The organism is Streptomyces sp. NPDC002845 (genome assembly GCF_053591955.1).
On sequence record NZ_JBSFUU010000014.1, the window covers coordinates 74,679 to 100,581 of the forward strand.

Consider the following 25,903-nt stretch of genomic DNA (forward strand, 5'->3'; position numbering starts at 1 on the left):
CGCGCGGCCCGGGCCCGTTCATGCGGTTTCAGACGGTGCTCGGTGCTTGAGGAGGACCTCTTGGGCGTGATGTCGACGTCCGCACCGGTACCGCTGATCGTGCCCGTGCCGCCGGTGACTGATGGCTGATGGCTCATGACTGAGCAGGGTGAGTCGGCTGGTGTGCAGGGTGAGCAGGGTGAGCAGGAACGAGGGATACGCGCATATCGACCCCCCTGTGAAGATCGTCCGCGACCTCGTCCCGGCCCACACCTGAACCACCGTCAAACAGGTGAGCCGGTCACCAGGCGAATGCCTCCGGAGAAGGCCCGGGACCCGGGAAGATCTCGTCGAGCGACGCCAGCAGCTCCTCGCTCAGCTCCAGCTCCACGGCGCGCAGGGCGGAGTCCAGCTGCCCGGCGGTACGGGGCCCGACGATCGGGCCGGTCACGCCCGGCCGGCCGAGCAGCCAGGCGAGGGCGACCTCGCCGGGTTCGAGGCCGTGCTTGTCGAGCAGGTCCTCGTACGCCTGGATCTGGGCGCGTGCGGCGGGGTCGTTGAGCGTGTCGGCGGCACGCCCGGAGGCGCGGCGCCCGCCCTCGACCTCCTTCTTGATCACACCGCCCAGCAGCCCGCCGTGCAGCGGCGACCAGGGGATGACCCCGAGCCCGTAGTCCCGCGCGGCCGGAATGACCTCCATCTCGGCGCGCCGCTCGGCGAGGTTGTAGAGGCACTGCTCACTGACGAGCCCGATCGTGCCGCCGCGCCGGGCGGCGGTCTCGTTGGCCTGGGCGATCTTGTACCCGGGGAAGTTGCTGGACCCGGCGTACAGCACCTTGCCCTGCTGCACCAGCACATCGATCGCCTGCCAGATCTCCTCGAAGGGAGTGGCGCGGTCGATGTGGTGGAACTGGTAGACGTCGATGTAGTCGGTCCGCAGCCGCTTGAGGCTGGCCTCGACGGCCCGCCGGATGCTGAGCGCGGACAGCTTGTCGTGGTTGGGCCACACGGTGCTGCCGTCGGGGGCCATGGGCCCGTACACCTTGGTGGCCAGAACGACCTTGTCCCGCCGTCCGTCCCCCTCGGCGAACCAGTTCCCGATGATGCTCTCGGTACGGCCCTTGTTCTCACCCCAGCCGTACACGTTCGCCGTGTCGAAGAAGTTGATCTCTGCGTCCAGCGCCGCGTCCATGATCGCGTGACTGTCCGCCTCGTCGGTCTGCGGACCGAAGTTCATCGTTCCGAGAACCAGTCGGCTGACCTTGAGTCCTGTGCGTCCGAGCTGCGTGTACTTCATGTCTGCCAAGCCAACGGCGTGGAGTGCGCTCCAGGCAAGGGAGTTCGGGACGCGGCGGGTTCGTGTTGCGCTAACCATGGGTTAGTGCTTTCCTTTGGTGAGCACTAGCTTGAAGTTTCAACGTTGCCGATTGATCGGAGAGCAGAGCCCGTGTCCCGTACCGCACCCGCCCGCCGCACCCTCGCCGCCGCGCTGGTGGCCGCCGCCCTCACCGCCACCGTCGCGGTCGTGCCCGCCGTGGCGGCGCCCTCGGCCCCCGCCGCCGCCCTCGTCACGTACGACACGGGCGCGCACCTCAACTACCAGGGCGCGCACCTCAACTACCAGAAGAAGGTTGCTGTCCGGGTCCTCAAGGGTGTGTTCGAGGAGGGGGACACGGAGGTCGTCGACCGGTACGTGCGGCCGGACTACATCCAGCACAACCCGGTCGCCCCCGACGGCGCCGAGACGCTCAAGAACCTCGGTACCGCGCTCGCTCAGCAGTTCCCCGACGCCAAGTACGACGTCAAGCGGGTCATCTCCCAGGGGAACCTCGTGCTCGTGCACTCCAACGTCGTCCTGACCCCGGGCACGCGCGGCACGGCCGTCTTCGACATCTTCCGGTTCCAGGGCGGGAAGATCGCCGAACACTGGGACGTCGGCCAGGAGGTCCCGGAGACGACGGCCAACGGCAACGACATGTTCTCCACGGAGAGCCGGCCGCGCACCGAGCGGCCGGGCCCCCGCTGGCCCACCGCGTACAACCAGAAGCTGGTCACCAAGGCCTTCGACCAGCTTCTGGTCAAAAAGGACCTGTCCGCCATCGACAAGTACTGGGGTTCGGAGTACCACCAGCACAACCCGACCATCGCCGACGGTGTGGAGGGTGTGAAGGCCGGACTGGGTGCGTACTTCGAGCAGTTCCCGCAGCTGAAGGTGGACCCGAAGCGAATCATCGCCGAGGGTGACCTCGTGGCGGTCCACAGCCACTTCGTGAACGCGCCGGGGGAGCGAGGGCAGGCGATCATCGACCTCTTCCGCGTGCGGCACGGGAAGATCGTCGAGCACTGGGACGTGATCCAGGACGTGCCGGAGACTTCGGCGAACGACAACACGATGTTCTGAGCCGGTCCGAGCCGGTCCGAGCCACTCTGATCCGGGTGCTCTGATCCGGATGGGGTTCCCTCGCGACTCAGTCGCGGGGGAACTCGTCGGTTTTGACGGTGAGGCCGAGGGGGGTCGTGGTCATGTCGACGTCCCCGCCGTAGGTGATGGAGAGGTCGCTCACGTAGTCGCCGTCCTTGGGCTGGGTGAACAGACGGCACTTGCCCACGTACGGATCGGCGATGAGGTAGACGGGGACTCCGGCGAGGGCGTAGGCGGTCTTCTTGGGGCCGTAGTCGTTCCTGGCCGTGTCCTTGGAGATGACCTCGGCGATGAATTCGACGTCCTGGTAGCGCCACCGGCCCTCGTCGTCCTTCTCGGCGCCGTCGCGCAGCTTGGCCACGTCCGGGCAGTAACCGTTCTGGCGACCAGGGAAGTCGATGCGGACGTCCGAGAACACCTTCGAGCGCCGTCCGAAGTGATCCCTGACAGCATCGGTGATCATGAGAATGGTCTCCCAGTGAATGTCCCGCTGCGGCGACATGTAGATGGTCCCCTCGACGATCTCGACCTTGTATCCCTCGGGGACGGGCATCTTTTCGAGCCGCTCGAACATCTCGTCGAGCTGGTGCGTGTCGTCGCTCTCGGCCATCGCGATCCTGTCTTCAAGGACGGTCATCGTGGCGCTCCTCCCCGGCTGCCCCACGGACGAGTGCAGCCGCGCAGTACAACGATACGCACGGCGACAAGGTCACGAAGCCCGCTTGCTCCGCCCACCCCCGGCCTCAGCGCTGCGGAGCGTACGGCTCACCCAGGTCCCACGCCTGGTGCATGGCGTCGGCGAAAGCGGCCGCGATCTTGTGTTCGCCGCTCGCGTTCGGGTGGGTGCCGTCGTAGGTGTCGAGGTTGATGTCGTACGACGGGGGCGGGGAGGTCAGGAGGAGAGGGGAGCGGGGTTCGTCGAGGTCTGCCGCCGCCTTCGCCAGGAGTTCGTTGAAGCGGGTCACCTGGGCGGCGAAGGGGGCGTCCGACTCCGCGCGGACGTTCGGGATGACGGGGAGGACGGCCATGCGGATGCGGGGGTTCGCGGTGCGGGCCTCGCGTACGAAGTGGCGTACGTTCTCCGCCGTCTGGTCGGCGCTCGTGTAGAAGCCGAGGTCGATCAGGCCGAGGGAGACCAGGAGGACGTCGGCGCGGGACGCGCGTACCGCCTCGGCGATCAGCGGGGCCATGTGGAGCCAGCCCTCGCCCCAGCCGGCCAGGTGGGCGCGGGGGAAGTCGGGGTCGGCGTACTCGTACGACGTGGGGGCGGCCAGCGCCTGGTCGTACAGCGTTTCGCGGGGGCCGACGATGCGGAACGGGGCGCCGTACGTCGTACGCAGGTGCTGCCACAGTCGGTAACGCCATGTGTGTTCGCCCGCGCTTCCGATGGTCTGGGAGTCGCCGACGGGCATGAACCTGAGCATCCGCTCATCATGGACGATCGCTACCAGCGAGTAAGAGGCGAGTCGCCGTTCCGGGCTGTGAACCTTGCCACGCGGCCGGTCCTCCAGCCGTTGTTCTCCGTGCGCTTGCCGTCTATCTGATTTCTTCTGCTCAGCCGGGAGAGGAATCAGACTCCTGCGGCGCAGGGCGGGGAGAGTCGACTCACCACCGGGCGATTCGGCGTCCGCCCATCATCCCGCCACAGGAAGTCACAAGTTGATGTGATAGTTGGTGAGCCATGGTCACTCACGTGAAGCGGGCGTTCAAATACCGCTTCTATCCGACTGATGCGCAGGCAGCTGAGCTGTCGCGCACGTTCGGGTGCGTGCGGAGGGTCTGGAACATGGCGCTCCAGGCCCGTACGGAGGCGTGGACGCTTCGGCAGGATCGGGTCAACTACAACGCGACGTCGGCGATGCTGACGGCGTGGAAGAAAACCGAGGAGCTTGCCTACCTCAACGACGTCTCGTCGGTTCCTCTCCAGCAGACGCTTCGGCACCTGCAAGGCGCGTTCGTCAACTTCTGGGAGAAGCGGGGCAGGTACCCGCGCTTCAAGTCGCGGAAGAAGTCGCGCCGCTCGGCGGAGTACACGTCCTCGGCGTTCCGGTACCGGGACGGGAAGCTGACGCTCGCGAAGATGAAGGATCCGCTCGACATCGTGTGGTCCCGCGCGCTCCCCGAGGGTGCGATGCCGTCGACCGTGACGGTCTCGCAGGACAGTGCGGGCCGCTGGTTCGTCTCGATGCTGTGCGAGGACCCGTCCGTCAGGCCGCTCCCGCCCAGGGATGCGGCGGTCGGGATCGATGCGGGCCTGGACCACTTGCTGACCCTCTCGACTGGAGAGAAGATCACCAACTTGAGGCACGAGCGCAAGGACCGTGCCCGGCTGGCGAAGGCTCAGCGGGCACTGTCCCGCAAGGCCGAGGGCGGCGGCGCCAACCGGGCCAAGGCCCGGCGCAAGGTCGCGAAGATCCACGCCCGCATTGCTGATCGCAGGCGTGACCATCTGCACAAGGTCACTACCTGTCTCGTTCGTGAGAACCAAACGATCGTGATCGAGGACCTGACCGTCCGGAACATGCTCAAGAACCACTCTCTCGCCCGAGCGATCTCGGACGCGGCGTGGACGCAGTTCCGGACGATGCTGGAGTACAAGGCCCAGTGGTACGGGCGCGAGGTGATCGCCATCGACCGGTGGTTCCCCTCGTCCAGGCTGTGCTCCTTCTGCGGCACCCTGCAAGAGAAGATGCCGCTTAACGTCCGCACCTGGACGTGCGACTGCGGCACCACGCACGACCGCGACGTGAACGCGGCACGCAACCTCAAGGCTGCCGGGCTGGCAGCTTCGGCCTGTGGAGCCGGTGTAAGACCTCAACGGAAAAATCCGGGCGGGCGGTCGGCGACGAAGCAGGAAAACCCACGGCGCGAGCCGTAGGAATCCCCCTCGTTCGCCGAGAGGGAAGAAGCCAACGGGTGTGGTGAGCGTCAGCGCCCGGTGCGGTTCCGGGGTAGCGGGGCAGTTGGGGTGATCGGGGGCGGGCATAGGGTGACCGGCCGCGAAGTCACGTCGTTTCACGGGCGGGATGGCAGGCTTGGGGGATGCGTCGTCGATCGCTCGCCCTCCTCACAGGCTTCCTCGCAGGCCTCGTCGGGGTCCTCCTCGCCGTCACCCCGGCCGCCCCCGCGGTCGCCGCCGACGACGGGTTCACCATCGAGGACCCCCGGATCACCGAGTCCAGCGGCCTCGCCGCCTCCCGCCAGCACCCGGGGATCTACTGGACGCACAACGACAGCGACGACGGGGCCTTCCTCTACGCCGTCGACAGCGAGACCGGGGAGACCGTTGCCACGGTCACCCTGACCGGCGTCGGCGAGCCGCGTGACGTCGAGGCGATCTCCATCGGACCCGGCAACCGCCTCTTCGTCGGCGACATCGGCGACAACCTCGGCGGCACCTGGGACTACGTGTGGATCTACGAACTGCCCGAGCCGAAGGAGCTGAGGGACCAGACGATCCGCGCCACGCAGTACGTCGTGAAGTACGCCGACGGGGCCCGCGACGCGGAGGCGCTGCTGGTGCATCCGAAGACCGGGCGGGTGTACATCGTGGACAAGTACGAGGACGGCGGCTCGCTGTACGAGGGCCCGGCCGAACTCTCGGCCAGCGGCACCAACACCTTCCGCCGCGTCGCCCCCATCGACCTGTGGGTCACCGACGGCGCCTTCTCGCCCGACGGCCGGCAGCTCGCCGTACGCGGGTACTTCGGCGGGATCGCGTACGACTGGAACGACGGCAATCCGAAGCGGATCGGCCGGCTGAGCGTGCCCTTGCAGCGGCAGGGGGAGTCGATGACGTACACGGCGGACGGCTCCCGGATTCTGTACGGCACTGAGGGGGAGGGGAGTTCGGTGGTCGCCAGGGAGGTGCCGGAGGGGGAGAGCAGCGGGCCCGCGCCCTCCGGGGAGGGGGACTCCGGGGCGTCCGGGAGCGACGGTGACGGGGCTGGTTCCGGGTTCCAGGTCGGTGCGCTGGCCGTCGCCGGGGGCGTCGTCGTGCTGTGGGGGCTGAGGCGGTTGACGCGGAGGTCTTGAGGAGTGCCCCTCCGGGGTCCCTGGGCTCTGCGGGGGACGCCTCGCGCTGCTCGGGCGCTGCCTCGGGCGTTACTGCTCGGGCGACGCTACTCGGCCTCTTCCTCCACCCGTACCTCGTAGTGCAGGGTCGGCGTCCTCATCACCTTGTGGGCGAGCGGGACGAAGACGCCGTGGGTGAGCGGGTACTTGCGGCGCAGCATCTTCGCCGCGTGCTTGTCCTCGGGGCTGTCGTGATCCAGGAGCCGGGCGCGGGCGTGGATCTCGGGGCCGGTCGGGGCGCCGCGTGCGGTGGAGGGGGCGATCTCCACGCCGGGGTTGTTGCGGATGCGCTTGGTCTTCCAGGCGCTGCCCGGGGTGCGGAAGTAGGCGTGGTCACCCTCGACCACGAGGTTCACGGGGGTGCCGACGCCGGTGCCGTCCTTCTTGTGGCTGGTGAGCAGGACGGCCCACTGCTTGACGAAGGGGGTGAGCTCGGGGCTCGGAGTCGGAGTACTCATGCCTCCATACAGGCATGGGCCGGCGGTTTTGTCACGCTGTGCTGCGCCGGGCAACCAGCACCTCCAGCCCGTCCAGCATCCGCTGCAACCCGAACTCGAAGTGGTCGAAGTCGGGGCCGAACGTGTCCTCGGAGAGTGAGGCGAGGACCGGGTACCGCCCGCCGGCCATGACCTTCTCCAGCACCGGGCCGTGCGCCTCCCAGAACTCCTTGTCCGTCAGCCCTGTCCGCCGCTCCGCCTCCTGCGCGTACAACTGCGTACGGGCCGCCCCGACGACGTACCCGTCGACCATGATGATCGCCGAGATCAGCTCGGGGTCGGTCAGTCCCATCGGCCTGATGAGTGACAGCACCTTCTCCAGGCCGTCGAGCGCGCTCGGGCCGAGGATCGGGCGGGACTGGTTGACCTGGAGCAGCCAGGGGTGGCGGCGGTAGACGCCGAGGGTCGCGCGGCCCAGGGCCTCCAGGGCGGAGCGCCAGCTGCCGTCGCCGAGGTTCGCCGGGTTCTCGGACGGACGCTGGACGCGGTCCAGCATGAGGTCGAGCAGCTCGCCCTTGCCGGGCACGTAGCGGTAGAGCGACATCGCGCCGGTGCCGAGCTCGGTGGCGATCCGGCGCATCGACACCGCCTCCAGACCCTCGCTGTCCGCGACCTGGACGGCCGTCTCCACGATCCGGTCGAGCGTCAGTCCCGGCTTGGGCCCGCGGCTCGGTCGCCGCCCGGTGTCCCACAGCAGTTCGAGGGTGCGGGCGATATCGCCGCTGCCGCTGGTCTCCGTACCGCCCTTGCCGCTCGTCATACGGCTCAGCTTAGATCCCCGCGAAAAAATTGGGTACGGTGTACGCGCAATCGGGTACGGTGTACTCGATTTAATCGGGGCTCATGGGAGGGGCTGAGGGGCTATGGACGGATACGCGGTACGGGCCGAAGGTCTGGAGAAGCGGTACGGCGAGAAACCCGCCCTGGACGGTTTCGATCTCACCGTCCGCGAGGGCACGGTGCACGGGCTGCTCGGCCCGAACGGCGCGGGCAAGACCACCGCCGTACGCATCCTCTCCACGCTCGTACGGCTGGACGGGGGACAGGCGGAGGTGGCCGGTCTCGACGTCGCCCGGCGGCCGCGCGAGGTGCGGGCCCGGATCGGGCTCACGGGGCAGTACGCGGCCGTGGACGAGGTGTTGACGGGACGTCAGAACCTGGAGATGTTCGGCCGCCTGTTCCACCTGGGCGGCAGGCGCGCCAAGGCGCGGGCGGTGGAACTCCTGGAGCAGTTCGACCTGACCGACGCCGCCGAGAAGGGGGTCGGCAAGTACAGCGGAGGCATGCGCCGCCGTCTCGACCTCGCCGCCTCCATGATCCTCGCCCCGGCGGTCCTCTTCCTCGACGAGCCGACGACAGGCCTCGACCCGCGCAGCCGGGGTGAAGTCTGGGACTCCGTACGGGCGTTGGTGGCCGGCGGCACGACGGTGCTGCTGACCACCCAGTATCTGGAGGAGGCCGACAAGCTGGCCTCCCGCATCACCGTGATCGACCAGGGGCGGGCCATCGCCGACGACACCCCGGACGGCCTGAAGAACACGGTGGGCGGCGACCGTATCGAGGTCGTCGTCGCCGAGCGGACCGACATCCCGCACGCGGTGAAGGTCGTCGCCCGCGTGGCGGACGGCGAACCCGAGTCCGACGAGACGGAGTTGAGGGTGCACGCACCGGTGAACGACCGGGTCTCGGCCCTTACGGAGGTGGCGCGCACGCTCCAGGACGAGGGGGTCCCGGTCGAGGACATCGGCCTGCGGCGACCGAGCCTGGACGACGTGTTCCTGCGCCTGACGGGCCACCGTACGGAGAGGACGGGGATGACGGAGACGAAGGGGGCGGCGAAGTGAGCACGTTGGATCTGACGGAGGATCAGGTCGAGGACCGGGCTGAAGGCCTGGCCGAGGGGCCGGGCCGCGGTGGGCTTACGCGTACGCGTATGTACTGGCTGCTCGCCGACTGCTGGAACATCGTCCGCCGCGGCCTCACCCACTACCAGCGTCAACCCATCAACATAGCCTGGCAGTTGGGCTTCCCGATCCTGTCCGTGCTGTTGTACGGCTATGTCTTCGGCAGCGCCATGAAGGTCCCCGGCGGCGGGGACTACAGGGACTTCCTGATGCCGGGCATGTTCGTGATGACCATGGCCTTCGGCTTCATCAACACGGCCACGCTCGTGGTGTACGACTCCACCAAAGGCGTCATCGACCGTTTCCGCTCCATGCCGATGGCACCGTCCGCGGTGGTCGCCGGACGAGGGGTCACCGATCTCATCGTCGCCTGCGCCGAGTTGACGATCCTGATGCTGACCGCGCTCGCGATGGGCTGGCGTCCGGACGGCGGGCTGGACTTCGTCCTCGCCTTCGGCCTGTTGCTGTGGCTTCGCTTCGCCCTGATCTGGATCGGGGTGTGGCTCGGCCTCCTCGTCCCCAACCCGGAGGCGGCGGGCGGTCTGTTCGCGGTCGCCTTCCCTCTGACGATGATCTCCAGCATCTTCGTGGCACCCCAGTTGATGCCGGACTGGCTGGGCTGGGTCGCCGCCTGGAACCCGATCTCCTCCACGGCCGCGGCGACGCGCGAGCTGTTCGGCACGCCGGTGGGCAGCGGGGACTCGTGGGTCGAGCAGCATGCGCTGCTCATGGCGGGGGTGTGGCCGGTGGCACTGACGGTGATCTTCCTGCCGCTGGCGGTGCGGAGGTTCCAGCGGTTGAGCCGGTGACGGCGGCTGGATGTCGGTGACGTCCCGTCCGCCGCATTCGGTGACGTCCGCCGTATTTGGTGGACGTCACCGGTGTCCGGTCGTGGTGCCGGACTCCATCCGGTGGTGCCGGACTTCTTGACGTGTCCATGTGACCTGACTTCCATGGGAGGTGCGGGATGTGGGAGCGCTCCCACTCGTTCCGGGCCCGCGCCTCCCGAGAGGAAGCAGCGACATGTTCCGCAGCTTGCGAAGAGCGCTGTGCGCGGTGGCCGCCGCGCTCCTGTTACCGCTGGCCGGGGCCGGTGCGCAGCCGGCCCACGCGGCGGAGACCCACGCGGAGCCCGGCGCCGGGTACTGGCACACCAGCGGCCGTCAGATCCTGGACGAGGCCGGGCAGCCGGTCCGTGTCGCCGGGATCAACTGGTTCGGCTTCGAGACCGCCAACCACGTCGTCCACGGACTCTGGGCGCGCGACTACAAGAGCATGATCGACCAGATGAGGTCGCTGGGCTACAACACCATCCGGCTGCCCTACAGCGACGACATCCTCAAGCCCGGCACGATGCCCGACAGCATCAACTTCGCCGACGGCAAGAACGCCGACCTGCAGGGCCTGACCTCCCTCCAGGTCCTGGACCGGGTCGTGGCGTACGCCGGTCAGGGCGGCCTGAAGGTCATCCTCGACCGGCACCGCCCCGACGCGGCCGGGCAGTCCGCCCTCTGGTACACCTCGGCCGTCCCCGAGTCGACCTGGATCACGAACCTCCGCTCCCTGGCCTCCCGTTACGCGGGCGACCCCACCGTCGTAGGCATCGACCTGCACAACGAGCCGCACGACCCGTCCTGTTGGGGCTGCGGCGACACGGCAAGGGACTGGCGGCTGGCGGCACAGCGGGCAGGGAACGCCGTCCTGTCCGTCAACCCCGAGCTGCTGATCTTCGTCGAGGGCGTGCAGACGTACAACGGCGTCAACGGCTGGTGGGGCGGCAACCTGATGGGCGTCGCGGACCACCCGGTCCAGCTCGACGTACCGAACCGGCTGGTCTACTCCGCCCACGACTACGCCACCAGCGTCGCCCACCAGGACTGGTTCGACGACCCGTCCTTCCCCGCCAACATGCCGGGGATCTGGGACAGGTACTGGGGTTACATCTTCAAGCAGAACATCGCGCCCGTGTGGGTCGGCGAGTTCGGTACGACGCTCCAGTCCACGGTGGACCAGCGCTGGCTGTCCGCGCTGGTGACCTACCTGCGGTCGACGTCGGAGCACGGTGCCGACAGCTTCCACTGGACCTTCTGGTCGTGGAACCCCAACTCCGGTGACACGGGCGGGATCCTCAAGGACGACTGGTCGACCGTGGACACGGTGAAGGACGGGTATCTGGCGAGCATCAAGGCGCCGGGATTCCCGGGCGGGCCCGGTGGGGGCGACCCCGGTGGGGGTACGGCGTCCTGTGCCGCCGCCTACACCGTCAGCAGCGACTGGGGCGGCGGCTTCAACGCCGAGGTGAAGGTGACCAACACGGGTGCGACTCCGCTCAACTCCTGGAAGGTGAGGTGGACTTGGGGCGGCTCGCAGCAGGTCACGTCGATGTGGAACGCGTCGTACACCCAGACGGGCGGCACCGTCACCGCGTCCAACGCCGCGCACAACGGGGCGATCTCGGCGGGCGGTTCGGCGAGCTTCGGGTTCGGGGGTGCGCCTGGGGGTGGGGGTGTGCCGGAGGTGAGCTGCACGGCGACGTGAGATGCGGGATGGGGGTGCCCGGTGACCACTGGGCGCCCCCATCCCACGTACGGACCGCTGGAAGTGCACTGACGCCTGTAGAGGGCCGCCCCGCCGGATGAACCAGCGGCGGGCGTCGCCTTGCTGGGCCTGAGTGCCGTGGCCGACACAAACTCCAAGGCCGTATTCGCTCCGCCATGGCGCGCCCGTCGGTATTCGCTGAACACGGGTGGCGGCCAGGGGGGCTGGGCGTGGACGTGCCGCGCGGTGGCTCACCCAGGTAGCTGAAGTAGCTGGAGGATTGAGGATTCTCGCCATGCTGTTCGGTCGATGAGTCGCATGCAAGGATGTCGCCCGTGAGCAGATCGTCTTCCTCGCCTGCCGCCGAGGGCAGGCCTCGCGACTACGGCCTGGGTCCCCGTGCCGCTGCCGTGCTTGTGTTCGGGTCCTCGGCCGCAGTCCTGGTGGTCGAGATCGTCGCTTTGCGGCTGCTGGCTCCCTACCTCGGCCTCACCCTCGAGACCAGCACCATGGTGATCGGCATCGCGCTCACCGCGATCGCCCTCGGCTCCTGGCTGGGTGGGCGCATCGCCGACCAGGTCAATCCACGCCGGCTCATAGGCCCCTCGCTCGGGGTGTCGGGAGCGGTCGTGGCGCTCACCCCTGCCGTACTGCGCACCACTGCGGAGTGGGCACCAGCGTTGCTCTTGTTGATCGCGTCGCTGACCATCCTCGTGCCGGGCGCGCTGCTCTCTGCGGTGACGCCGATCGTGACCAAGTTGCGTCTTACCAGCCTCGCCGAGACCGGAACGGTTGTCGGCCGACTGTCCGGCGTCGGCACCGTCGGCGCCATCTTCGGCACCGTCCTCACCGGCTTCGTCCTCGTATCGCGGTTGCCGGTCAGCGGCATCCTGATCGGCCTCGGAACACTGCTGGTGGTCGGCTCGGCGCTGGTCGAGTGGCGAACGCGCGGGTGGAGCGGCACTCCTGCCCTCACGCTCGTGGTCGTCGCCGGCGGCCTCGCCACCACGGTCGCGCCCGGTGGCTGCGACGTGGAGACGAGGTACCACTGCGCACGAGTCGTCGCAGACCCCGACCGGGACAGCGGCCGCACACTCGTTCTGGACGGCCTGCGGCACTCCTACGTCGACGTCGACGACCCGACCTTCCTGGAGTTTGAGTACGTGCGCGCCATCGCGTCGGTGGTCGATGTCGCCTTTCCCGAAGGTGACCCACTTGCTGCCCACCACCTGGGCGGCGGCGGGCTCACCTTTCCCCGATACCTCGCGGCCACGCGGCCCGGGACGCGCAGCCTTGTATCCGAGATCGACAGCGGGGTCGTGCGCATCGACCGCGAGCAACTCGGTCTGAGATCAGGAGCCGGTATCGACGTACGCGTCGAGGACGGCAGGCTCGGCCTGCGGCGACTGGACGCCGGCAGTCGTGACCTCGTCGTCGGCGACGCTTTCGGGGGTGTCAGCGTGCCGTGGCACCTCACCACAGTGGAAGCGATGACTGACGTACGGCGGGTGCTCAACGAGGACGGCCTGTACGTTGCCAACCTCATCGATCACGGGGGCATGGACTTCGCGCGTGCCGAAGTAGCCACCCTCAGCGAGACCTTCGAGCACGTCGCCCTCGTCGGCGAACCCACCGATATCGGCCTCGCCCCGACCGCCACCCCCGAGGGCGGCAATCTGGTGGTGCTCGCCTCCAACCGACCAGTCGACCTACGCGCGACCCAGGAAGCGCTGGACGCCCGGCAAACCGACTGGAAGATCGCCACCGGCGACGACCTCACCTCCTGGATCGGCGATGCCCAACTGCTCACCGACGACTACGCACCCGTCGACCAACTCCTCCAGCCCTACAGCCCACGGAGCAGCCAGTGAGTTCTTTCAGCGTTGCCGCTCCAGGGTGAGGACGGCCGCGGTGATGGACGACATTCGATTCGGCCTGCACCGGGCTCTGCGGAAGACGCGCCAGGACTTCAGCTGGGCCATGCCCTGTTCCACGGGTGCCCGCGCCGCGCAGAGCGCGCGGTTGGCCGTGCGCTGGGTCAGCCGGCTGACCGCTGGGCGGGCGTCTGACGGGTGTGGTCACCCAGGGACCGGCGCCCAGGTAGGCGCGGTCGGCGAGGACCGGGATGCCCTGGCGTTCGCAGATCCGGAGGGTCCGGTAGGTGCGGGCCGCGGTCAGGTCGTGCGCGTGGCCGGGCAGGGCGGGCGAGATCCACAGCAGTCGCCCCGTCGGGTCTGTCACCACCTGCACATTCACCCCGTGTCGGCGGTGCTGGTGGGAGTAGTCGGCCCGGCTGTCGCCGACCCGGTCGCATTCCGCGAGGGTGCCATCCAGCAGGACGTAGTCGGGGTCGGCTTCGCGCAGCGCACGTAGCAGCCCGGGTGCGCGGTCGGCGAGCAGATCGATGACGGCTGTCGCCTTCGCCTCGGCCGAAGCGCGCGTGCTCGACGCTCCGAAGCCCGGCCACATCGGCACACTGATCGTCCGCGCGGAAGCGCGCTCGGCCGCCGGGTGACGCTGTGCCGATACGAAGCAGGGCGCCCGGTGTTCGCCGGGCGCCCTCATCGTCGTACCGCTGGGAACGACTACAGCTTCTCGATCACATAGTCGACGCACTTCGTCAGCGCCTCGACGTCCGCCGGGTCGATGGCCGGGAACATCGCGACGCGGAGCTGGTTGCGGCCGAGCTTGCGGTAGGGCTCGGTGTCGACGATGCCGTTGGCGCGCAGGACCTTGGCGACGGCGGCGGCGTCGACCTCGTCCGAGAAGTCGATCGTGCCGATGACCTGGGAGCGCTTGGCCGGGTCGGTGACGAACGGGTTGGCGTACTTGATGTCCTCGGCCCAGCCGTAGAGCGTGCGGGAGGAGGTCGCCGTGCGGCGGACCGACCAGTCCAGGCCGCCCTGGCCGTTGAGCCACTCCAACTGGTCGTTGAGGAGGAAGAGGGTGGCGAGGGCCGGAGTGTTGTACGTCTGGTTCTTGCGGGAGTTGTCGATCGCCGTGGGGAGGCTGAAGAACTCCGGTACGTGGCGGCCGCTCGCGTGGACGCGCTCGGCGCGCTCGATGGCGGCCGGGGAGAAGACGCCGATCCAGAGGCCGCCGTCCGAGGCGAAGGACTTCTGCGGGGCGAAGTAGTAGACATCGGTCTCGGCGATGTCGACCGGCAGGCCGCCCGCACCGGACGTGGCGTCGACCAGGACCAGGGCGCCCTCGTCGGCGCCCGCCACGCGCTTGATGGGCATCGCGACGCCGGTGGAGGTCTCGTTGTGGGTGAACGCGTAGACGTCGACGCCCGCCTCGGCCTCCGGCTCGGGGTGCGTGCCCGGGTCCGTGGCGATGACGGTCGGCTCGGCCAGCCAGGGGGCGAGCTTGGCGGCCTTCGCGAACTTCGAGCTGAACTCGCCGAAGCTGAGGTGCTGCGACTTGTTCTCGATCAGCCCGTGGGTCGCGATGTCCCAGAACGCGGTGGAGCCGCCGTTGCCGAGGACGACCTCGTACCCGTCGGGGAGGGAGAAGAGGGTGCTGATGCCCTCGCGCACCTTGCCGACCAGGTTCTTCACCGGGGCCTGGCGGTGGGAGGTGCCCATGAGAGACGTACCGGTGGCGGCGAGCGCGTCCAGCGCCTCCGTCCGCACCTTGGAGGGGCCAGCGCCGAATCGTCCGTCGGCGGGCTTGATGTCAGCGGGGATCTGGATATCAGCCACGGGGGGAGCCTATCGGCTGGATGAAACGTGGGCGAAACGTCGTCCGTCGGGTGAGACGCCCCGCCACCACACCCCCCGACCTCAGCTCCCAGCCGCCGGCGTAGGCGTGAACCGCACCGGCAGTTCCCTCAACCCCCGCACCCACGGCGAAGCCCTCCGCGGCAGGGATCGGACCGGCACCGTCAGGTCGACGTCCGGCAGCCGGTCCAGTACGACCTCGATGCCCGTGCGGGCGATGACCTCCGCCACCTCCTGGGCCGGGAAGGGGCACCGGTGCTCCCCGTGCCCGAAGGCGAAGTGGGCGTTGTTGCCGCCGGTCAGCGCGGAGGAGTCGGTACGGACCTGGGGGTCGGAGTTCGCCCCCTGCAACCCCAGGATCAGCAGATCACCCGCACGGATGAGCCGCCCCCCGAGCTGGGTGTCACGGGAGGCCCAGCGCCCGGCCACGTTCTGGGCGGGGGCGTCCTCCCACAGGACCTCGTTCATGGCCTCGGCGACGCTGTTGCGCCCGCCGAAGAGCGAGGCGGCGAAACGCTCGTCCGTCAGCATCAGCCGCAGCGAGTTCCCGATCCAGTCGGCGGTCGGCTGATGCCCGGCCGTCAGCATGACCACCAGATCGCGGGCGATCTCCTCGTCCGTGAGACCGGTGAGACCGGTGAGACCGGTGAGACCGGTGGGGCCGGTGGCGAAGCCGTCGGCGAGACCACCCGTGCTCGCGCTCGCGAGCATTCGTGACACGACATCCCGCCCCGGCCGAGCCCTCCGCTCGGCAAGCAACCGCGCCATGGACGCGAGCACATGCGCCTGCCCCGCACTCGCCCGTTCCCGCCCGTCGAGCATGTCGTTGAGCGCGCTGACGAGGCCGGGCCCCTGTTCCTCCGGGAACCCGAAAAGTACCGAGAGCACCCGCACCGGCAACAGCGCCGCGTACTCCCCGACCAGATCCGCCGAGCCCCGCGCGCACACCGCGTCGATCAACTCGTCCGCGAACTTCTCGGCGTACGCCCGCAGTTCGAACGGGTCAACGGCCTCCAACGCGTCGCTGATCACCGAGGCGCGCGTACGGTGACGTTCACCGGTCGTGTGCAGGATCGACGGCTGCTTACGGCCGATCACCGGCAGCAACGGCCAGTCGTCGGGGATGTACGGCCACTGGCTCCACAGCCCCGAGTCACTGCTGAACAGCCCCGGATCACCCGTGACTTGGTGCAGTTCGCGATAGCCCAGCACCAGCCACGCCGGTATGCCCCCGTCGAGCTCGACCGGCGCCACGGCACCGTGCTCACGCCGTAACTCCCGGTACAGCTCGGCGGGTTCGGCCTGGAAATGGGGGCTGTTGAAGTTGAAGGGGGCGGGAGTGGTGGGGGTGGCGGGTGTGGTGGGAGAGGTGAGTGAGGGAGGCGTCGACTCGCGTAGGCCGAAGAAGCCGAGGTCTTTCGACGCCTCGGGGCTCGCGGCGAGCGGGCGGGGGTGGGGGTGGGGACGGGGGCCGGAATCCTCGGGTGTCCCGGAGGCGCCGGAGGCCTGGGATCCCCCGGATTCCCCGGATCCCCCGTCAAAGGTTGCGGAGTCCAACGAGCACCTGCTCCAGGATGTCGGGGTCGATGACCGCGGTCTTGTGCGGATGACGCGCGCTGACGCGCCCCGCCGCGAGGAGGTCGGAGAGCAGGATCTTCGTGATGCTCACCGGCAACCGCAGCCCGGCCGCGATCTCCACGACCGCCGTGGGCCGCTCGGTGAGCCGCAGGATCACCACGTGCTCCGACTGCATGCCCGGCACCGGCTGGCTCTCGGCGACCACCAGGGTCACCAGGTCGAACGGTGTGTCGGGCGCGGACCGGCTGCGCCCTCCCGTGAGGGTGTACAGCCGGTCGGGCGAGTCGTCCCTGCCGGGTCGGCTCATGACGGCGACGTACGAGGTGACGTATCCGGTGCCGTACCGGAGCCGTTGCCCCATTCCGCACCTGTCGCCGCACCCGGCACCACACCCGCCGCCCCACCGGACCCGGACCCGGGCGCCGAACCCGACATCATGTCCGCCGCCGCACTCAGTTCCGCACCCGTGGCCGTACTCGTCGCCCCGCGTGGCCGCGCGCTCAGATGCTCCCCGAGTTGCTCGACCAGCTCGCTCATGTTGTGCCCGACGAGCCCCGCGTCGGCGTCCTCGTCCGTGACCACGGCGAGATGGGCGCCCTCGCCCGCCTCCACGATGAACAGCACTCCGCCGTAGAACTCCGCCATCGCCGACCGCACACCCCCGCTGCCGTCGCCGAACTCCATCGACGCCCCGTAGGACAGCGACTGGATCCCGGCGGCGATCGCGGAGAGCTGGTCGGCCTGGTCGACGGAGAGTTCCGGCGTACGGCACAGCTTCAGCCCGTCCCGTGAGAGCACGAGCGCGTGCCGTGCGCCCGGCGTGCGCTCCAACAGGCCCTCGATGAGCCAGGTGAGCTTCGCGTCGGTGGTACCGGTAAGGCTGGTCATGGGGTGGGGTCACCTTCCGGGTCCGTGTCCAGGTGCGAGTGCCAGGGTGCGGCGGAGGCGGGGGCGGCGGCTGTCGTGGTGCCCTGGACCACCGCCTGGTCCGGCGCCGTACCGCGGACCGCGTTGCGGAAGCTGCCGAAGCGGGCCGCGCTGGTGATGGGGTAGTCGGTGGGCCGGGGCGTGGAGCCCGTGTCGGGGTCTGCGTCGGCAGTGGCGTTCGTGTTCGCGTTCGCGTTGGTGTTGGCGTTCGTACGTGTGCGGGCCTCGGCCTCGGCGAGGTGCTGGCCGCGACGGCGCTTGGGGAGGGCGCCGAGGGCGTCGAAGGGCTCACCAGCGGGTGCCTTCGGGGCGTCCGGGGAGTTCGGTGAGTCGTGGGACGGTGCGGGCTCCAGGTCCAGGTCCTCGGGCGCGCGCCCGGCGGCGTACGACAGGTCGGAGTCCAGGACGTGGGTCCGGGGCGGAGTCGGATCAGGATCGGTGAGGGGCGGCCGCGCCGACGACCTCGACCGCACCGGAGCCGCCGACCGCACCGGAGCCGTCGACGGCACGCTCGCGGGCACCGGAACCGGCACCGCAGCCCCCGCCAGCAACTCCTGCGGAACGAGCATCAACACCCCCGTACCGCCCCGCGCGGACGGCCGGAACGACACCTTCAGCCCGTACTTGCGCGCCAGCCGCCCCACCACCGCGAGCCCCAGCCGCGTACCCGACAGGCTGGTCAGGTCGCCGTCCTCCCCGGATACGGCACGCTCGGCGCGCCGCAACTGCACGTCGCTCATGACGAGCCCCGAGTCCTCGACGGAGACGATGACGCCGGAGGGGACTTCCTCGACGTAGACGTGGACCTCGGCGGTGGGCGGCGAGAAGTTCGCGGCGTTGTCGAGGAGTTCGGCGAGGGCGTGCATCACGCCTTCGGCGGCGTGGCCGGCGACGGCGGCCTCGCTGGAGGAGTGGAGGCGGACGCGGCGGTAGCCGCCGATGCGGCCCATCGCGCCCCGCAGGATCGACTCCATGACGATCGGACGCGCCCAGCGGCGCCCGGAACGCGCGCCCGCGAGGACGGCGATGGAGTCGGCGAGACGGCCGGCCTGGGCGGTGCGGTGGTCGAGGTGGAGGAGGTCGGTGAGGACGTCCTCGTCGGCGTGGCGTTCCTCCATGGCGCGCAGGTCGGCGAGGGTGCCGGTGGCGAGCGCCTGGAGCCGGCCGGCCACGTTGGCGGTGACGGAGATGGCGGCGGCGCGCTCACCGGTGGCCTTGCGGACCTCTTCGGCGAGCTGGGACTTCTCCTCGGCGAGCCGGGTGCGCTCGGCTCCGCTCCGCCGCCGTTCCTCCTCCAACTCCTCGGTCAGACGGGCCCGTTCGCGCGCGAACCCCTCCGCGACACGCGCCCGCTCCCGTACGAACTCGTCGGTCAGCCGTCCCCGCTCCTGGCTGAACTCCTCGGCCAGCCGCACCCGTTCCTGCACCATCCGCCCGGTGTCCCGGGCGAGGGAGTCGAGGCGGCGGCGCAGGAGCTTGGCCGTCTGTACGGCGTGGGTGGCCACCGCGACGGCGACGGTGAGCGCGAGGGCCGCGGCGCCCGTGCCCCCGGCGAGAGCTAATCGCGCCGAGGCCGGGGCCACGGCCACCGCGCCGCCGACCGCGGCAGCGGCGAGCAGGGCCGTGAGCAGGGGTACGGGCACGAGGGTGCGGAGGCTGGGGCGTTCGCCTGGGGGGTGGGGCGCGGTCATGAGTCGTCCTCGGTCGTGGCCTCGGTGGTTCCTCGTTCGTAGGTCGTGGTTCGTAGGTTTTGGGTCGCGGTTCGTGGTTCTTGGTTCGTGGTTCGTGTCCACGTCCGCTTCCTGCGTGGGAAGCGACATCTGATGCTCAATTGGCCGTCACTATATGGGAGTTCGTGATCGGAATGGGCTGGTTCCTATTTCGTTCACGGAATCCGACGGGGCTCCCGGGGGCGCGTTCCGGCGCACCCGACGGCGCATCCGCAGCGCAGACCCAGCGCATCCCGAGCGCACCTCCGGCGCACTTCCGGTCGCCCCGCGATCAATGGCGGTCACTGTCAGTGGTCGGATGCATCCTGGGGGCATGACGGATCTCGGGGAAGAACTGCGGGAGTCGAAGGCCGCGAGTGCTGCGAGGGCTGCGAGGGCCTTGTGCGACGAGCTGCGTACGGCGGTCCGCGGCGAGGTCGCCTTCGACGCGACCGCCCGCGCGCTCACGACCATGGACGCGTCGAACTACCGACGGGTCCCGCTCGGCGTCGTGTCCCCACGGGACGCGGACGACGTGGCGGCTGCCCTGTCCGTCTGCCACGCGCGCGGGGTGCCGGTCGTGGCGCGGGGCGGCGGTACGTCGATCGCCGGGCAGGCCACGGGTACGGGGGTGGTGCTGGACTTCACCCGTCACATGAACCGCGTCCTGTCCCTCGACCCCGGGGAGCGGCTCGCCGTCGTGCAGCCGGGCCTGGTCCTGGACCGCCTCCAGGAGGTGGCCGCCCCGCACGGCCTCCGCTTCGGCCCCGACCCCTCCACCCACAGCCGCTGCACCCTCGGCGGCATGATCGGCAACAACTCCTGCGGCTCCCACTCGGTGGCCTGGGGCACGACGGCGGACAGTGTGCGCGAGCTGTCGGTGATCAGCGGTAACGGGGACGCCCTGCGCCTGGGCCAGGACTGGGCGGGCGCCCCCGAGGGCCTCCGAGCCTTGGTGGAAGGGAACTTGGCACCTCTGAGGACCGGCTTCCCCTCCCTCCCGTCCTTCCCGCGCCGTATCTCGGGCTATGCCCTGGACGCCCTGCTCCCCGAGAAGGGCGCGGACGTGGCCCGTTCCTTCTGCGGCTCCGAGGGCACGCTCGGGGTCCTCACGGAGGCGGTCGTACGACTGGTCGAGTCCCCACGCGCGCGTGCGCTCGCCGTCCTGGCGTACGCCGACGACAGCGCGGCGGCTCAGGCGGCGGCCGGCCTGCTGCCGCACGGCCCGCTGACGGTCGAGGGAATGGCGGCGGACCTGGTCCCGGCCGGGGCGGGCCTGCCGAAGGGCGGGGCCTGGCTGTTCGTGGAGACGGGCGGCGACACGGCGGCCGAGGCGCGGGCGCAGGCCGAGGCGATCGTACGGGCGGCGGATGCCGTGGACGCGGCGGTCGTGTCGGACCCGTCCGCCCAACGCACCCTCTGGCGCATCCGCGAGGACGCCAGCGGTACGGCCACCCGCATGCCGGACGGCAGCGAGGCCTGGCCGGGCTGGGAGGACTGCGCGGTACCGCCGGCGCGGCTGGGGGCGTATCTGCGGGATTTCCGGGCGCTGCTGGGCACGCACGGACTGCGCGGCACGCCGTACGGCCACTTCGGCGACGGCTGCATCCACGTACGCATCGACTTCGACCTCATGTCGCCGGCCGGGGTCGGCCGCTTCCGCCGCTTCTCGGAGGAGCTGGCCGAGTTGGTCGTGTCCCACGGCGGTTCGCTCTCCGGGGAGCACGGCGACGGGCAGGCGCGGGCGGAGCTGCTGCCCAAGATGTACGGCCCGGAGATCATCGGCCTGTTCGAGCGCGTCAAGGCGATCTGGGACCCGGACGATGTGCTGAACCCCGGAATGCTGGTACGCCCCGCGCCCCTGGACTCGAACCTGCGCTTCGCCGTACTGCCGCGCGAGCCGGTCGACGTGGCCTTCGGTTACCCGGAGGACAGCGGGGACTTCTCGGCGGCGGTGCGGCGGTGCGTGGGGGTGGCCAAGTGCCGTACGGAGACAGCCGCCGGACCAGGAGTCATGTGCCCGTCGTTCCGGGCGACGGGGGAGGAGGAGCACTCCACGCGCGGGCGTGCCCGGCTGCTGCACGAGATGCTGGCCGGGGAGGTGGTGACCGACGGCTGGCGCTCGCCGGAGGTCCGCGACGCCCTCGACCTCTGCCTCTCCTGCAAGGGCTGCCGCTCCGACTGCCCGGTCGGGGTCGACATGGCCACGTACAAGGCGGAGTTCCTCCACCACCACTACGCGGGCCGCCGCCGCCCGATGGCCCACTACGCGATGGGCCGACTCCCGGAGTGGCTCCGCCTGGCCGCCCGTACGCGAACGGCCGCCCTGCTCAACACCCTGTCCTCCGTAGCCCCGTTGACGTCGGTGGCGAAGCGCCTGGGCGGCATCGCGCCGGAACGGCGGATCCCCCGGTTGGCCCGTGAGCCGTTCACCCGGTGGTGGAGGCGGCGTCGCGGGGCCGCGAGCGGCGGAGGCGAGGTGGTCGTCCTGTGGCCGGACACGTTCACCGAGTACCTGTCACCGTCGGTGGGGCGGGCGGCCGTACGAGTCCTGGATGCGGCCGGGTTGACGGTGGCGCTGCCGCCGACGGTACGCCGGTCGGGGCCGCTCATCGGAGACGGGGTGTCGGCCCTGCCCCGGAGAGGCACCCGAGGCCGGGTCTGCTGCGGCCTGACGTACGTCTCCACCGGCCAACTCGACCGCGCCCGCACGGTCATGCGCCGCACTCTCGACCTCATGGAACCGGTCCTGGCCTCCGGGGCCCCGGTCGTCGTCCTGGAACCGAGCTGCGCGGCGGCCCTGCGTACGGACGTACCGGAGCTCCTCCACGACGACGAGCGGGCGGCCCAACTGTCCGCCGCCGTCTGCACCTTCGCCGAGATCCTGGAGGAGCGGGCCCCGCACTGGACCCCACCCCACCTCGACCGCCCGGTCATCGGCCAGACGCACTGTCACCAGCACGCCGTCCTCGGCGACGCCCCCGACCGCCGCCTGCGCGAGGCGGCCGGCCTCACAGGTGTCCTTTCGGGCGGCTGCTGTGGTCTCGCGGGCAACTTCGGCTTCGAGAAGGGGCACTTCGAGGTGTCGAGAGCGTGCGCCGAGGAGCAACTCCTGCCGACGGTACGGGAAGCGGAGCCGGACGCCGTGCTCCTGGCCGACGGCTTCTCGTGCCGTACGCAGTTGGAGCAACTGGCAGATCGGCGGGGGTGGCACTTGGCGGAGGTGCTGGCGGAAGGGCTGGAGAGAGGGCCGGGGAGAGGCTGACGGAGGGCCGGGCAGCGACAAGCTCCACCAGGGCTGAGGGGCCGCCTGAAGGGGGCGCCGTACGAACTAGGGGCGCCGATTTCCTCACGAGCCAAGGGCCTCCCGTGACTCGGGGTCGCGAACCGAACCGAGTCGCGGGGGTCCTGTCGTGTGCCTGTCCCTCAGTGCGACATGGCGCCACGGGGCATCACGGGGGCAGCGTGGAACAAAGCACCGCATACGGGATGAAATAACAAGAGAAGGCGACCTCCAACCGTACAGCGTTACGTATTCGTAAGCATTTGCGACGATCAAGTGGCCGATTCCTTTTCTACCGTGGAAGCGCTTCCCCCTGTCAGAAGGGCCGCATTCGGTCTCCCCACGCCATCTGACCCGCGTTGCCACAGAGTTCGCCCCTTGACACTCCCGTCGTCAAGTCTTGCTCGTGCTCGCCTGCCCGTGAGGAGTCCCGCCTCCATGTCGTTCCTGCGCAGACGTCCCAAGCGCGCCGCTCTCGACGCCGTGTCACAGCCCCCGTCGGCCTTCGAGATCACCGCCGACGAACTGCGGACGATCGAGCGAGTCACCTTCCACGCGCGGGCGCAGCTGCGCCGGCTGAGCGACAGTTCCGCGTCGACCATCACCGACGCCAGCGGATCCGCACTCGTACCCGTCCTGCACGAACGCGCCGGCGCCGCACACGCCCTCGGCAGCCCCGGCATACCGATGCTGGTCAGCGAGATCACGCACGTGGAGGCCGCCGTTCTCAACCTGGAGTCGTACGACGGCCACGAGACCGTGCTGTGCGAGGGCTACACCCTGCTGAACCGACTCGCGTTCCTCAAGGGGCACGCCCGCGTGACCCAGGAGATCGGCGGGGTCGTCACACTGCCGGGCGAAACACCGAGCACTCCGAAAACGACCCAGAGCTGACCTTCCTCGTCTCTGCCCGTCTCCGTTTCCAAAGGGCATCGGTTAAGGGGCGTCGATCGCCTCGCGCAGCTCGCGGGCCAATCGAGCGCCCTCGCCCGAGCCGTAGGTAAGCACCCCGTTCTCTGCCATGAGCGCCTGATACTGCTGGCGCTCGTACGGCACTCCGGGCGGCAGCCCTGCGATGTGCCAGTGCAGATGCGCATTGCCCTGCTGGCTGCCCAGAGACAGCACATACGTGCGCTCCGGCGCGAACACCGCCTCCACGGCCAGCGCCACTTTGCGCACCACCAGCATCAGCCGGGTGTACCGGTCCTCGTCCAGATCTCGCACCACATGCTCGACATGGGCCTTCGGCGCGACCAGAACCTTGCCCGGCAAGGTGGGCCACCGGTCGAGGAAGGCCACGTGGTCCTCGTCCTCGTACACCGCCTCGTGCCGGTAGTCCGGGTCACCGCCCACGAAGGCGCAGACGAAACACGGCCCGCCCTGGGCGCGAGCCGCGTAGGCGTCGAGATCCATCGTCCGCCGCTCCACTGGCCTCACCCTCACCCCCTCCGCCCCGACCCCGACCGCTCGGCAGCGAACACGCCGCCCCTCACGACCCCGCTCCACTCGCCGGCAGACGGCTGGTGATCGCCGAGTCCAGCTCCGCCATCGTGCGGCGGAAGGCGTCCTCAAGATCGACCCCGTACTTGTGCGCCAGAACGATCACCGACCACAGGCAGTCCGCGAGTTCATGCTCCAGCGCCGCCCGTCCGCCCGGCACCTCGCGCGCCCCCTCCTCCGCCATGACCAGCTTCGCCAAGTCACCGACATCGCCCACGAACCCGAGCATGAACTCCTCCCGCGTCCATAACCGGCCCCGCTGGTGGAGGTTGAGCTCGTCGTACAGGTCATGGATACGCAGTGCCTGCTCGCGCAACTCCCCAAGATCCACAACGCCCACCCTTTCGCGTCACGGTGCCCTGGCCGATCCCGACACCCGGGCACGACCTACCCACCACACTCACTTACCTGCTCTCCCTGCCGCCACCGTCCGTCGGGGTTGAGGGGGCCTGACTGCTGTGTGAGTGGCAGCGGCATCCGCAGCGGCGCTGGAGCAGGATGCCGGGGGCGTGAGGCAGCGGGACGTCGGTGGTCTGGCGGCATTCGGTGTGCACGTCCTGGTTCACGGCACAGGCGGTCGCCAACAGATGAGAGCACGGTGATGGGGCCGGAACGGTCCGGCCCCATCACCGCATCGGGCTGTCTTCGTGGCCGCTCAGCCCAGCTGCCTCAGCCGCCGCCCTCGACTCTCGGCGACGCGGATGACATCACCGAGCGCCTCGGTCAATCGCTCGGCAAGGAAACGGAGTTCACCCCGAGGCGTGTCCGGGAGCAGGTCACGGGCGTGGGCGAGCAGGTTCGTGCCCATGCCGAGCTGGATGGACTCCGTGACGTCGGCCAGGCGGGAGGCCGGTCCCCCCTGCTCGTCGGTGATCAGGTAGCAGACCTTGCCCTCGGAACCGGCCCAGGGCAACAGGCGGGCCTCGCGCGGCGGTTCCGGCGGTTCGGCCATCGTTTCCGTACCTCGCATTACGCGACCTCCATCCCGTGAATCCAGCACGGGCCGGGCATGTCCAGCCCCATTGCGGCCATGGCCAGTTCGCGCCGCCGTTGGCGTTGCTCGTGGGCGGTCACGTACGGGCGTATGGCCACGGTGGCGGTGCCGTCGAGTGGGGTGTCCAGGCCGTAGGGGCTGCGGTGGGCGGGGAGTGCGGGTCGGGCCGGGGGCGGACTGGTGGCTGAGGGAGGGGCGGCCGGGTGTGTGCGGTGGTGTGTGACGCGTCGGTGCGCGCCTCGCGGGATGAGCAGGAGGCTCACCCAGGCAACGAGGCGACCGATAAGGTCGGTCACTGTCATCAGCTCCGTTCAGGTTTGGCTGGTGGCCACGCCCCCGGACGGCTTGCTCCCGTCGCGGGGGTCTTCCGCGTCTCGCTCTAGCCATAGTGGGGGGAGTATCACGGATCGCACTAGTGTCCGCAGTATGGGCATGGTGGTGTAGTGATGCAGTTCGTACCAGACATTCCTCGCTGGCGGCAGGTCGCTGAAGTCATCCGCAGGCGGATCGAGGACGGGACCTACCCACCACGTACGCGAGTGCCGTCCGTCATGCAGATCATTGCTGAATTCGGCATCGCAACAGCGACCGCGCAGAAAGTGCACCAAGGGCTGCGCAGGGAAGGGCTCATCTACACCGAGCCCGGCCTCGGCTCCTTCGTCGCCGAGCGGCCCCAGAAGCATGAGACGTAGTCGGCGGAGTGTGGGCCTCGTGCGGCAGCCAGTTGTCCGCAGGTTGACTGCCTACGCTGGCGAACCGACCGTACGCAGCGCTAC

At 69.7% G+C, this 25,903-nt stretch carries 23 protein-coding genes and 2 pseudogenes; 10 read left to right on the top strand and 15 right to left on the bottom strand.

Annotation, left to right across the window (positions count from 1 at the left end):
• Positions 1-280: 280 nt before the first annotated feature.
• Complete coding sequence (locus ACWD3C_RS12900) at positions 281-1,276, bottom strand: aldo/keto reductase (RefSeq protein ID WP_451143219.1); 996 nt, start codon at positions 1,274-1,276, stop codon at positions 281-283.
• Positions 1,277-1,426: 150 nt separating this feature from the next.
• On the opposite strand from ACWD3C_RS12900, the gene ACWD3C_RS12905 reads away from it, so the two are divergent.
• Positions 1,427-2,380, top strand: a complete 954-nt coding sequence (locus ACWD3C_RS12905; protein ID WP_451143078.1) for a nuclear transport factor 2 family protein — start codon at positions 1,427-1,429, stop codon at positions 2,378-2,380.
• 67 nt (positions 2,381-2,447) lie between these two features.
• Here the strand turns inward: ACWD3C_RS12905 and ACWD3C_RS12910 are convergent, their stop codons facing one another.
• Both ACWD3C_RS12910 and ACWD3C_RS12915 read right to left on the bottom strand, forming a co-directional pair.
• Positions 2,448-3,038, bottom strand: coding sequence for a Uma2 family endonuclease (locus tag ACWD3C_RS12910; protein WP_451143080.1), 591 nt, complete (start codon positions 3,036-3,038; stop codon positions 2,448-2,450).
• Positions 3,039-3,144: 106 nt separating this feature from the next.
• Positions 3,145-3,825: an SGNH/GDSL hydrolase family protein gene (locus tag ACWD3C_RS12915; protein ID WP_451143082.1), complete on the bottom strand. Its 681-nt coding sequence runs from the start codon at positions 3,823-3,825 to the stop codon at positions 3,145-3,147.
• A gap of 257 nt (positions 3,826-4,082) precedes the next feature.
• Between ACWD3C_RS12915 and ACWD3C_RS12920 the strand changes: the two genes are divergently transcribed.
• Both ACWD3C_RS12920 and ACWD3C_RS12925 read left to right on the top strand, forming a co-directional pair.
• Positions 4,083-5,279: an RNA-guided endonuclease InsQ/TnpB family protein gene (locus ACWD3C_RS12920; RefSeq protein ID WP_451143084.1), complete on the top strand. Its 1,197-nt coding sequence runs from the start codon at positions 4,083-4,085 to the stop codon at positions 5,277-5,279.
• 164 nt (positions 5,280-5,443) lie between these two features.
• A complete protein-coding gene (locus ACWD3C_RS12925; RefSeq protein WP_451143086.1) occupies positions 5,444-6,436 on the top strand; it encodes a WD40 repeat domain-containing protein in 993 nt (330 codons plus the stop codon).
• An 86-nt stretch (positions 6,437-6,522) separates the two neighbouring features.
• Here the strand turns inward: ACWD3C_RS12925 and ACWD3C_RS12930 are convergent, their stop codons facing one another.
• Both ACWD3C_RS12930 and ACWD3C_RS12935 read right to left on the bottom strand, forming a co-directional pair.
• The gene (locus ACWD3C_RS12930) at positions 6,523-6,933 is read right to left on the bottom strand and encodes a PPOX class F420-dependent oxidoreductase (RefSeq protein WP_451143088.1); all 411 of its coding nucleotides are present in this window, start codon (positions 6,931-6,933) and stop codon (positions 6,523-6,525) included.
• A 31-nt stretch (positions 6,934-6,964) separates the two neighbouring features.
• The gene (locus ACWD3C_RS12935; protein ID WP_451143090.1) at positions 6,965-7,732 is read right to left on the bottom strand and encodes a TetR/AcrR family transcriptional regulator; all 768 of its coding nucleotides are present in this window, start codon (positions 7,730-7,732) and stop codon (positions 6,965-6,967) included.
• 103 nt (positions 7,733-7,835) lie between these two features.
• On the opposite strand from ACWD3C_RS12935, the gene ACWD3C_RS12940 reads away from it, so the two are divergent.
• From ACWD3C_RS12940 to ACWD3C_RS12955, 4 genes are all read left to right on the top strand, one after another.
• A complete protein-coding gene (locus ACWD3C_RS12940) occupies positions 7,836-8,816 on the top strand; it encodes an ATP-binding cassette domain-containing protein (RefSeq protein WP_451143092.1) in 981 nt (326 codons plus the stop codon).
• An 89-nt stretch (positions 8,817-8,905) separates the two neighbouring features.
• On the top strand, positions 8,906-9,685 hold the full coding sequence (locus ACWD3C_RS12945; RefSeq protein ID WP_451143221.1) for an ABC transporter permease: 780 nt from the start codon (positions 8,906-8,908) through the stop codon (positions 9,683-9,685).
• Between the two features lie 214 nt (positions 9,686-9,899).
• Positions 9,900-11,414 carry a cellulase family glycosylhydrolase gene (locus tag ACWD3C_RS12950; protein WP_451143094.1) on the top strand — a complete coding sequence of 505 codons (1,515 nt, stop codon included), beginning with the start codon at positions 9,900-9,902 and terminating at the stop codon, positions 11,412-11,414.
• Positions 11,415-11,740: 326 nt separating this feature from the next.
• Positions 11,741-13,285 carry a fused MFS/spermidine synthase gene (locus ACWD3C_RS12955; protein ID WP_451143096.1) on the top strand — a complete coding sequence of 515 codons (1,545 nt, stop codon included), beginning with the start codon at positions 11,741-11,743 and terminating at the stop codon, positions 13,283-13,285.
• Between the two features lie 6 nt (positions 13,286-13,291).
• On the opposite strand, the pseudogene ACWD3C_RS12960 reads toward ACWD3C_RS12955, so the two are convergent.
• The 6 genes and pseudogenes from ACWD3C_RS12960 to ACWD3C_RS12985 all read right to left on the bottom strand — a co-directional run.
• Positions 13,292-13,874 (bottom strand): annotated as a pseudogene (locus tag ACWD3C_RS12960) (transposase family protein); the annotation flags it as partial.
• Positions 13,875-13,999: 125 nt separating this feature from the next.
• Positions 14,000-15,118 carry a phosphoserine transaminase gene (serC, locus tag ACWD3C_RS12965; RefSeq protein ID WP_451143098.1) on the bottom strand — a complete coding sequence of 373 codons (1,119 nt, stop codon included), beginning with the start codon at positions 15,116-15,118 and terminating at the stop codon, positions 14,000-14,002.
• A gap of 81 nt (positions 15,119-15,199) precedes the next feature.
• Positions 15,200-16,423: a cytochrome P450 gene (locus ACWD3C_RS12970; protein WP_451143223.1), complete on the bottom strand. Its 1,224-nt coding sequence runs from the start codon at positions 16,421-16,423 to the stop codon at positions 15,200-15,202.
• A gap of 250 nt (positions 16,424-16,673) precedes the next feature.
• Positions 16,674-17,021 carry a DUF742 domain-containing protein gene (locus ACWD3C_RS12975; RefSeq protein WP_451143100.1) on the bottom strand — a complete coding sequence of 116 codons (348 nt, stop codon included), beginning with the start codon at positions 17,019-17,021 and terminating at the stop codon, positions 16,674-16,676.
• A gap of 179 nt (positions 17,022-17,200) precedes the next feature.
• Positions 17,201-17,602, bottom strand: a pseudogene (locus tag ACWD3C_RS12980) (roadblock/LC7 domain-containing protein); the annotation flags it as partial.
• Complete coding sequence (locus ACWD3C_RS12985; RefSeq protein WP_451143102.1) at positions 17,599-19,332, bottom strand: sensor histidine kinase; 1,734 nt, start codon at positions 19,330-19,332, stop codon at positions 17,599-17,601. The gene ACWD3C_RS12985 and the pseudogene ACWD3C_RS12980, both read right to left, overlap by 4 nt.
• 352 nt (positions 19,333-19,684) lie before the next feature.
• On the opposite strand from ACWD3C_RS12985, the gene ACWD3C_RS12990 reads away from it, so the two are divergent.
• The gene (locus ACWD3C_RS12990) at positions 19,685-22,615 is read left to right on the top strand and encodes an FAD-binding and (Fe-S)-binding domain-containing protein (protein ID WP_451143104.1); all 2,931 of its coding nucleotides are present in this window, start codon (positions 19,685-19,687) and stop codon (positions 22,613-22,615) included.
• A gap of 456 nt (positions 22,616-23,071) precedes the next feature.
• Positions 23,072-23,527 carry a hypothetical protein gene (locus ACWD3C_RS12995; RefSeq protein ID WP_451143106.1) on the top strand — a complete coding sequence of 152 codons (456 nt, stop codon included), beginning with the start codon at positions 23,072-23,074 and terminating at the stop codon, positions 23,525-23,527.
• A gap of 42 nt (positions 23,528-23,569) precedes the next feature.
• Here ACWD3C_RS12995 and ACWD3C_RS13000 read toward each other — a convergent pair whose 3' ends face one another.
• From ACWD3C_RS13000 to ACWD3C_RS13015, 4 genes are all read right to left on the bottom strand, one after another.
• The gene (locus tag ACWD3C_RS13000) at positions 23,570-24,046 is read right to left on the bottom strand and encodes an HIT family protein (RefSeq protein WP_451143108.1); all 477 of its coding nucleotides are present in this window, start codon (positions 24,044-24,046) and stop codon (positions 23,570-23,572) included.
• A 76-nt stretch (positions 24,047-24,122) separates the two neighbouring features.
• The gene (locus tag ACWD3C_RS13005; RefSeq protein ID WP_451143110.1) at positions 24,123-24,464 is read right to left on the bottom strand and encodes a MazG nucleotide pyrophosphohydrolase domain-containing protein; all 342 of its coding nucleotides are present in this window, start codon (positions 24,462-24,464) and stop codon (positions 24,123-24,125) included.
• 324 nt (positions 24,465-24,788) lie between these two features.
• The gene (locus ACWD3C_RS13010; protein WP_451143112.1) at positions 24,789-25,085 is read right to left on the bottom strand and encodes a hypothetical protein; all 297 of its coding nucleotides are present in this window, start codon (positions 25,083-25,085) and stop codon (positions 24,789-24,791) included.
• Positions 25,086-25,102: 17 nt separating this feature from the next.
• Positions 25,103-25,423, bottom strand: a complete 321-nt coding sequence (locus ACWD3C_RS13015) for a hypothetical protein (RefSeq protein WP_451143114.1) — start codon at positions 25,421-25,423, stop codon at positions 25,103-25,105.
• Between the two features lie 150 nt (positions 25,424-25,573).
• On the opposite strand from ACWD3C_RS13015, the gene ACWD3C_RS13020 reads away from it, so the two are divergent.
• A complete protein-coding gene (locus ACWD3C_RS13020) occupies positions 25,574-25,819 on the top strand; it encodes a GntR family transcriptional regulator (RefSeq protein ID WP_451143116.1) in 246 nt (81 codons plus the stop codon).
• Positions 25,820-25,903: the final 84 nt, after the last annotated feature.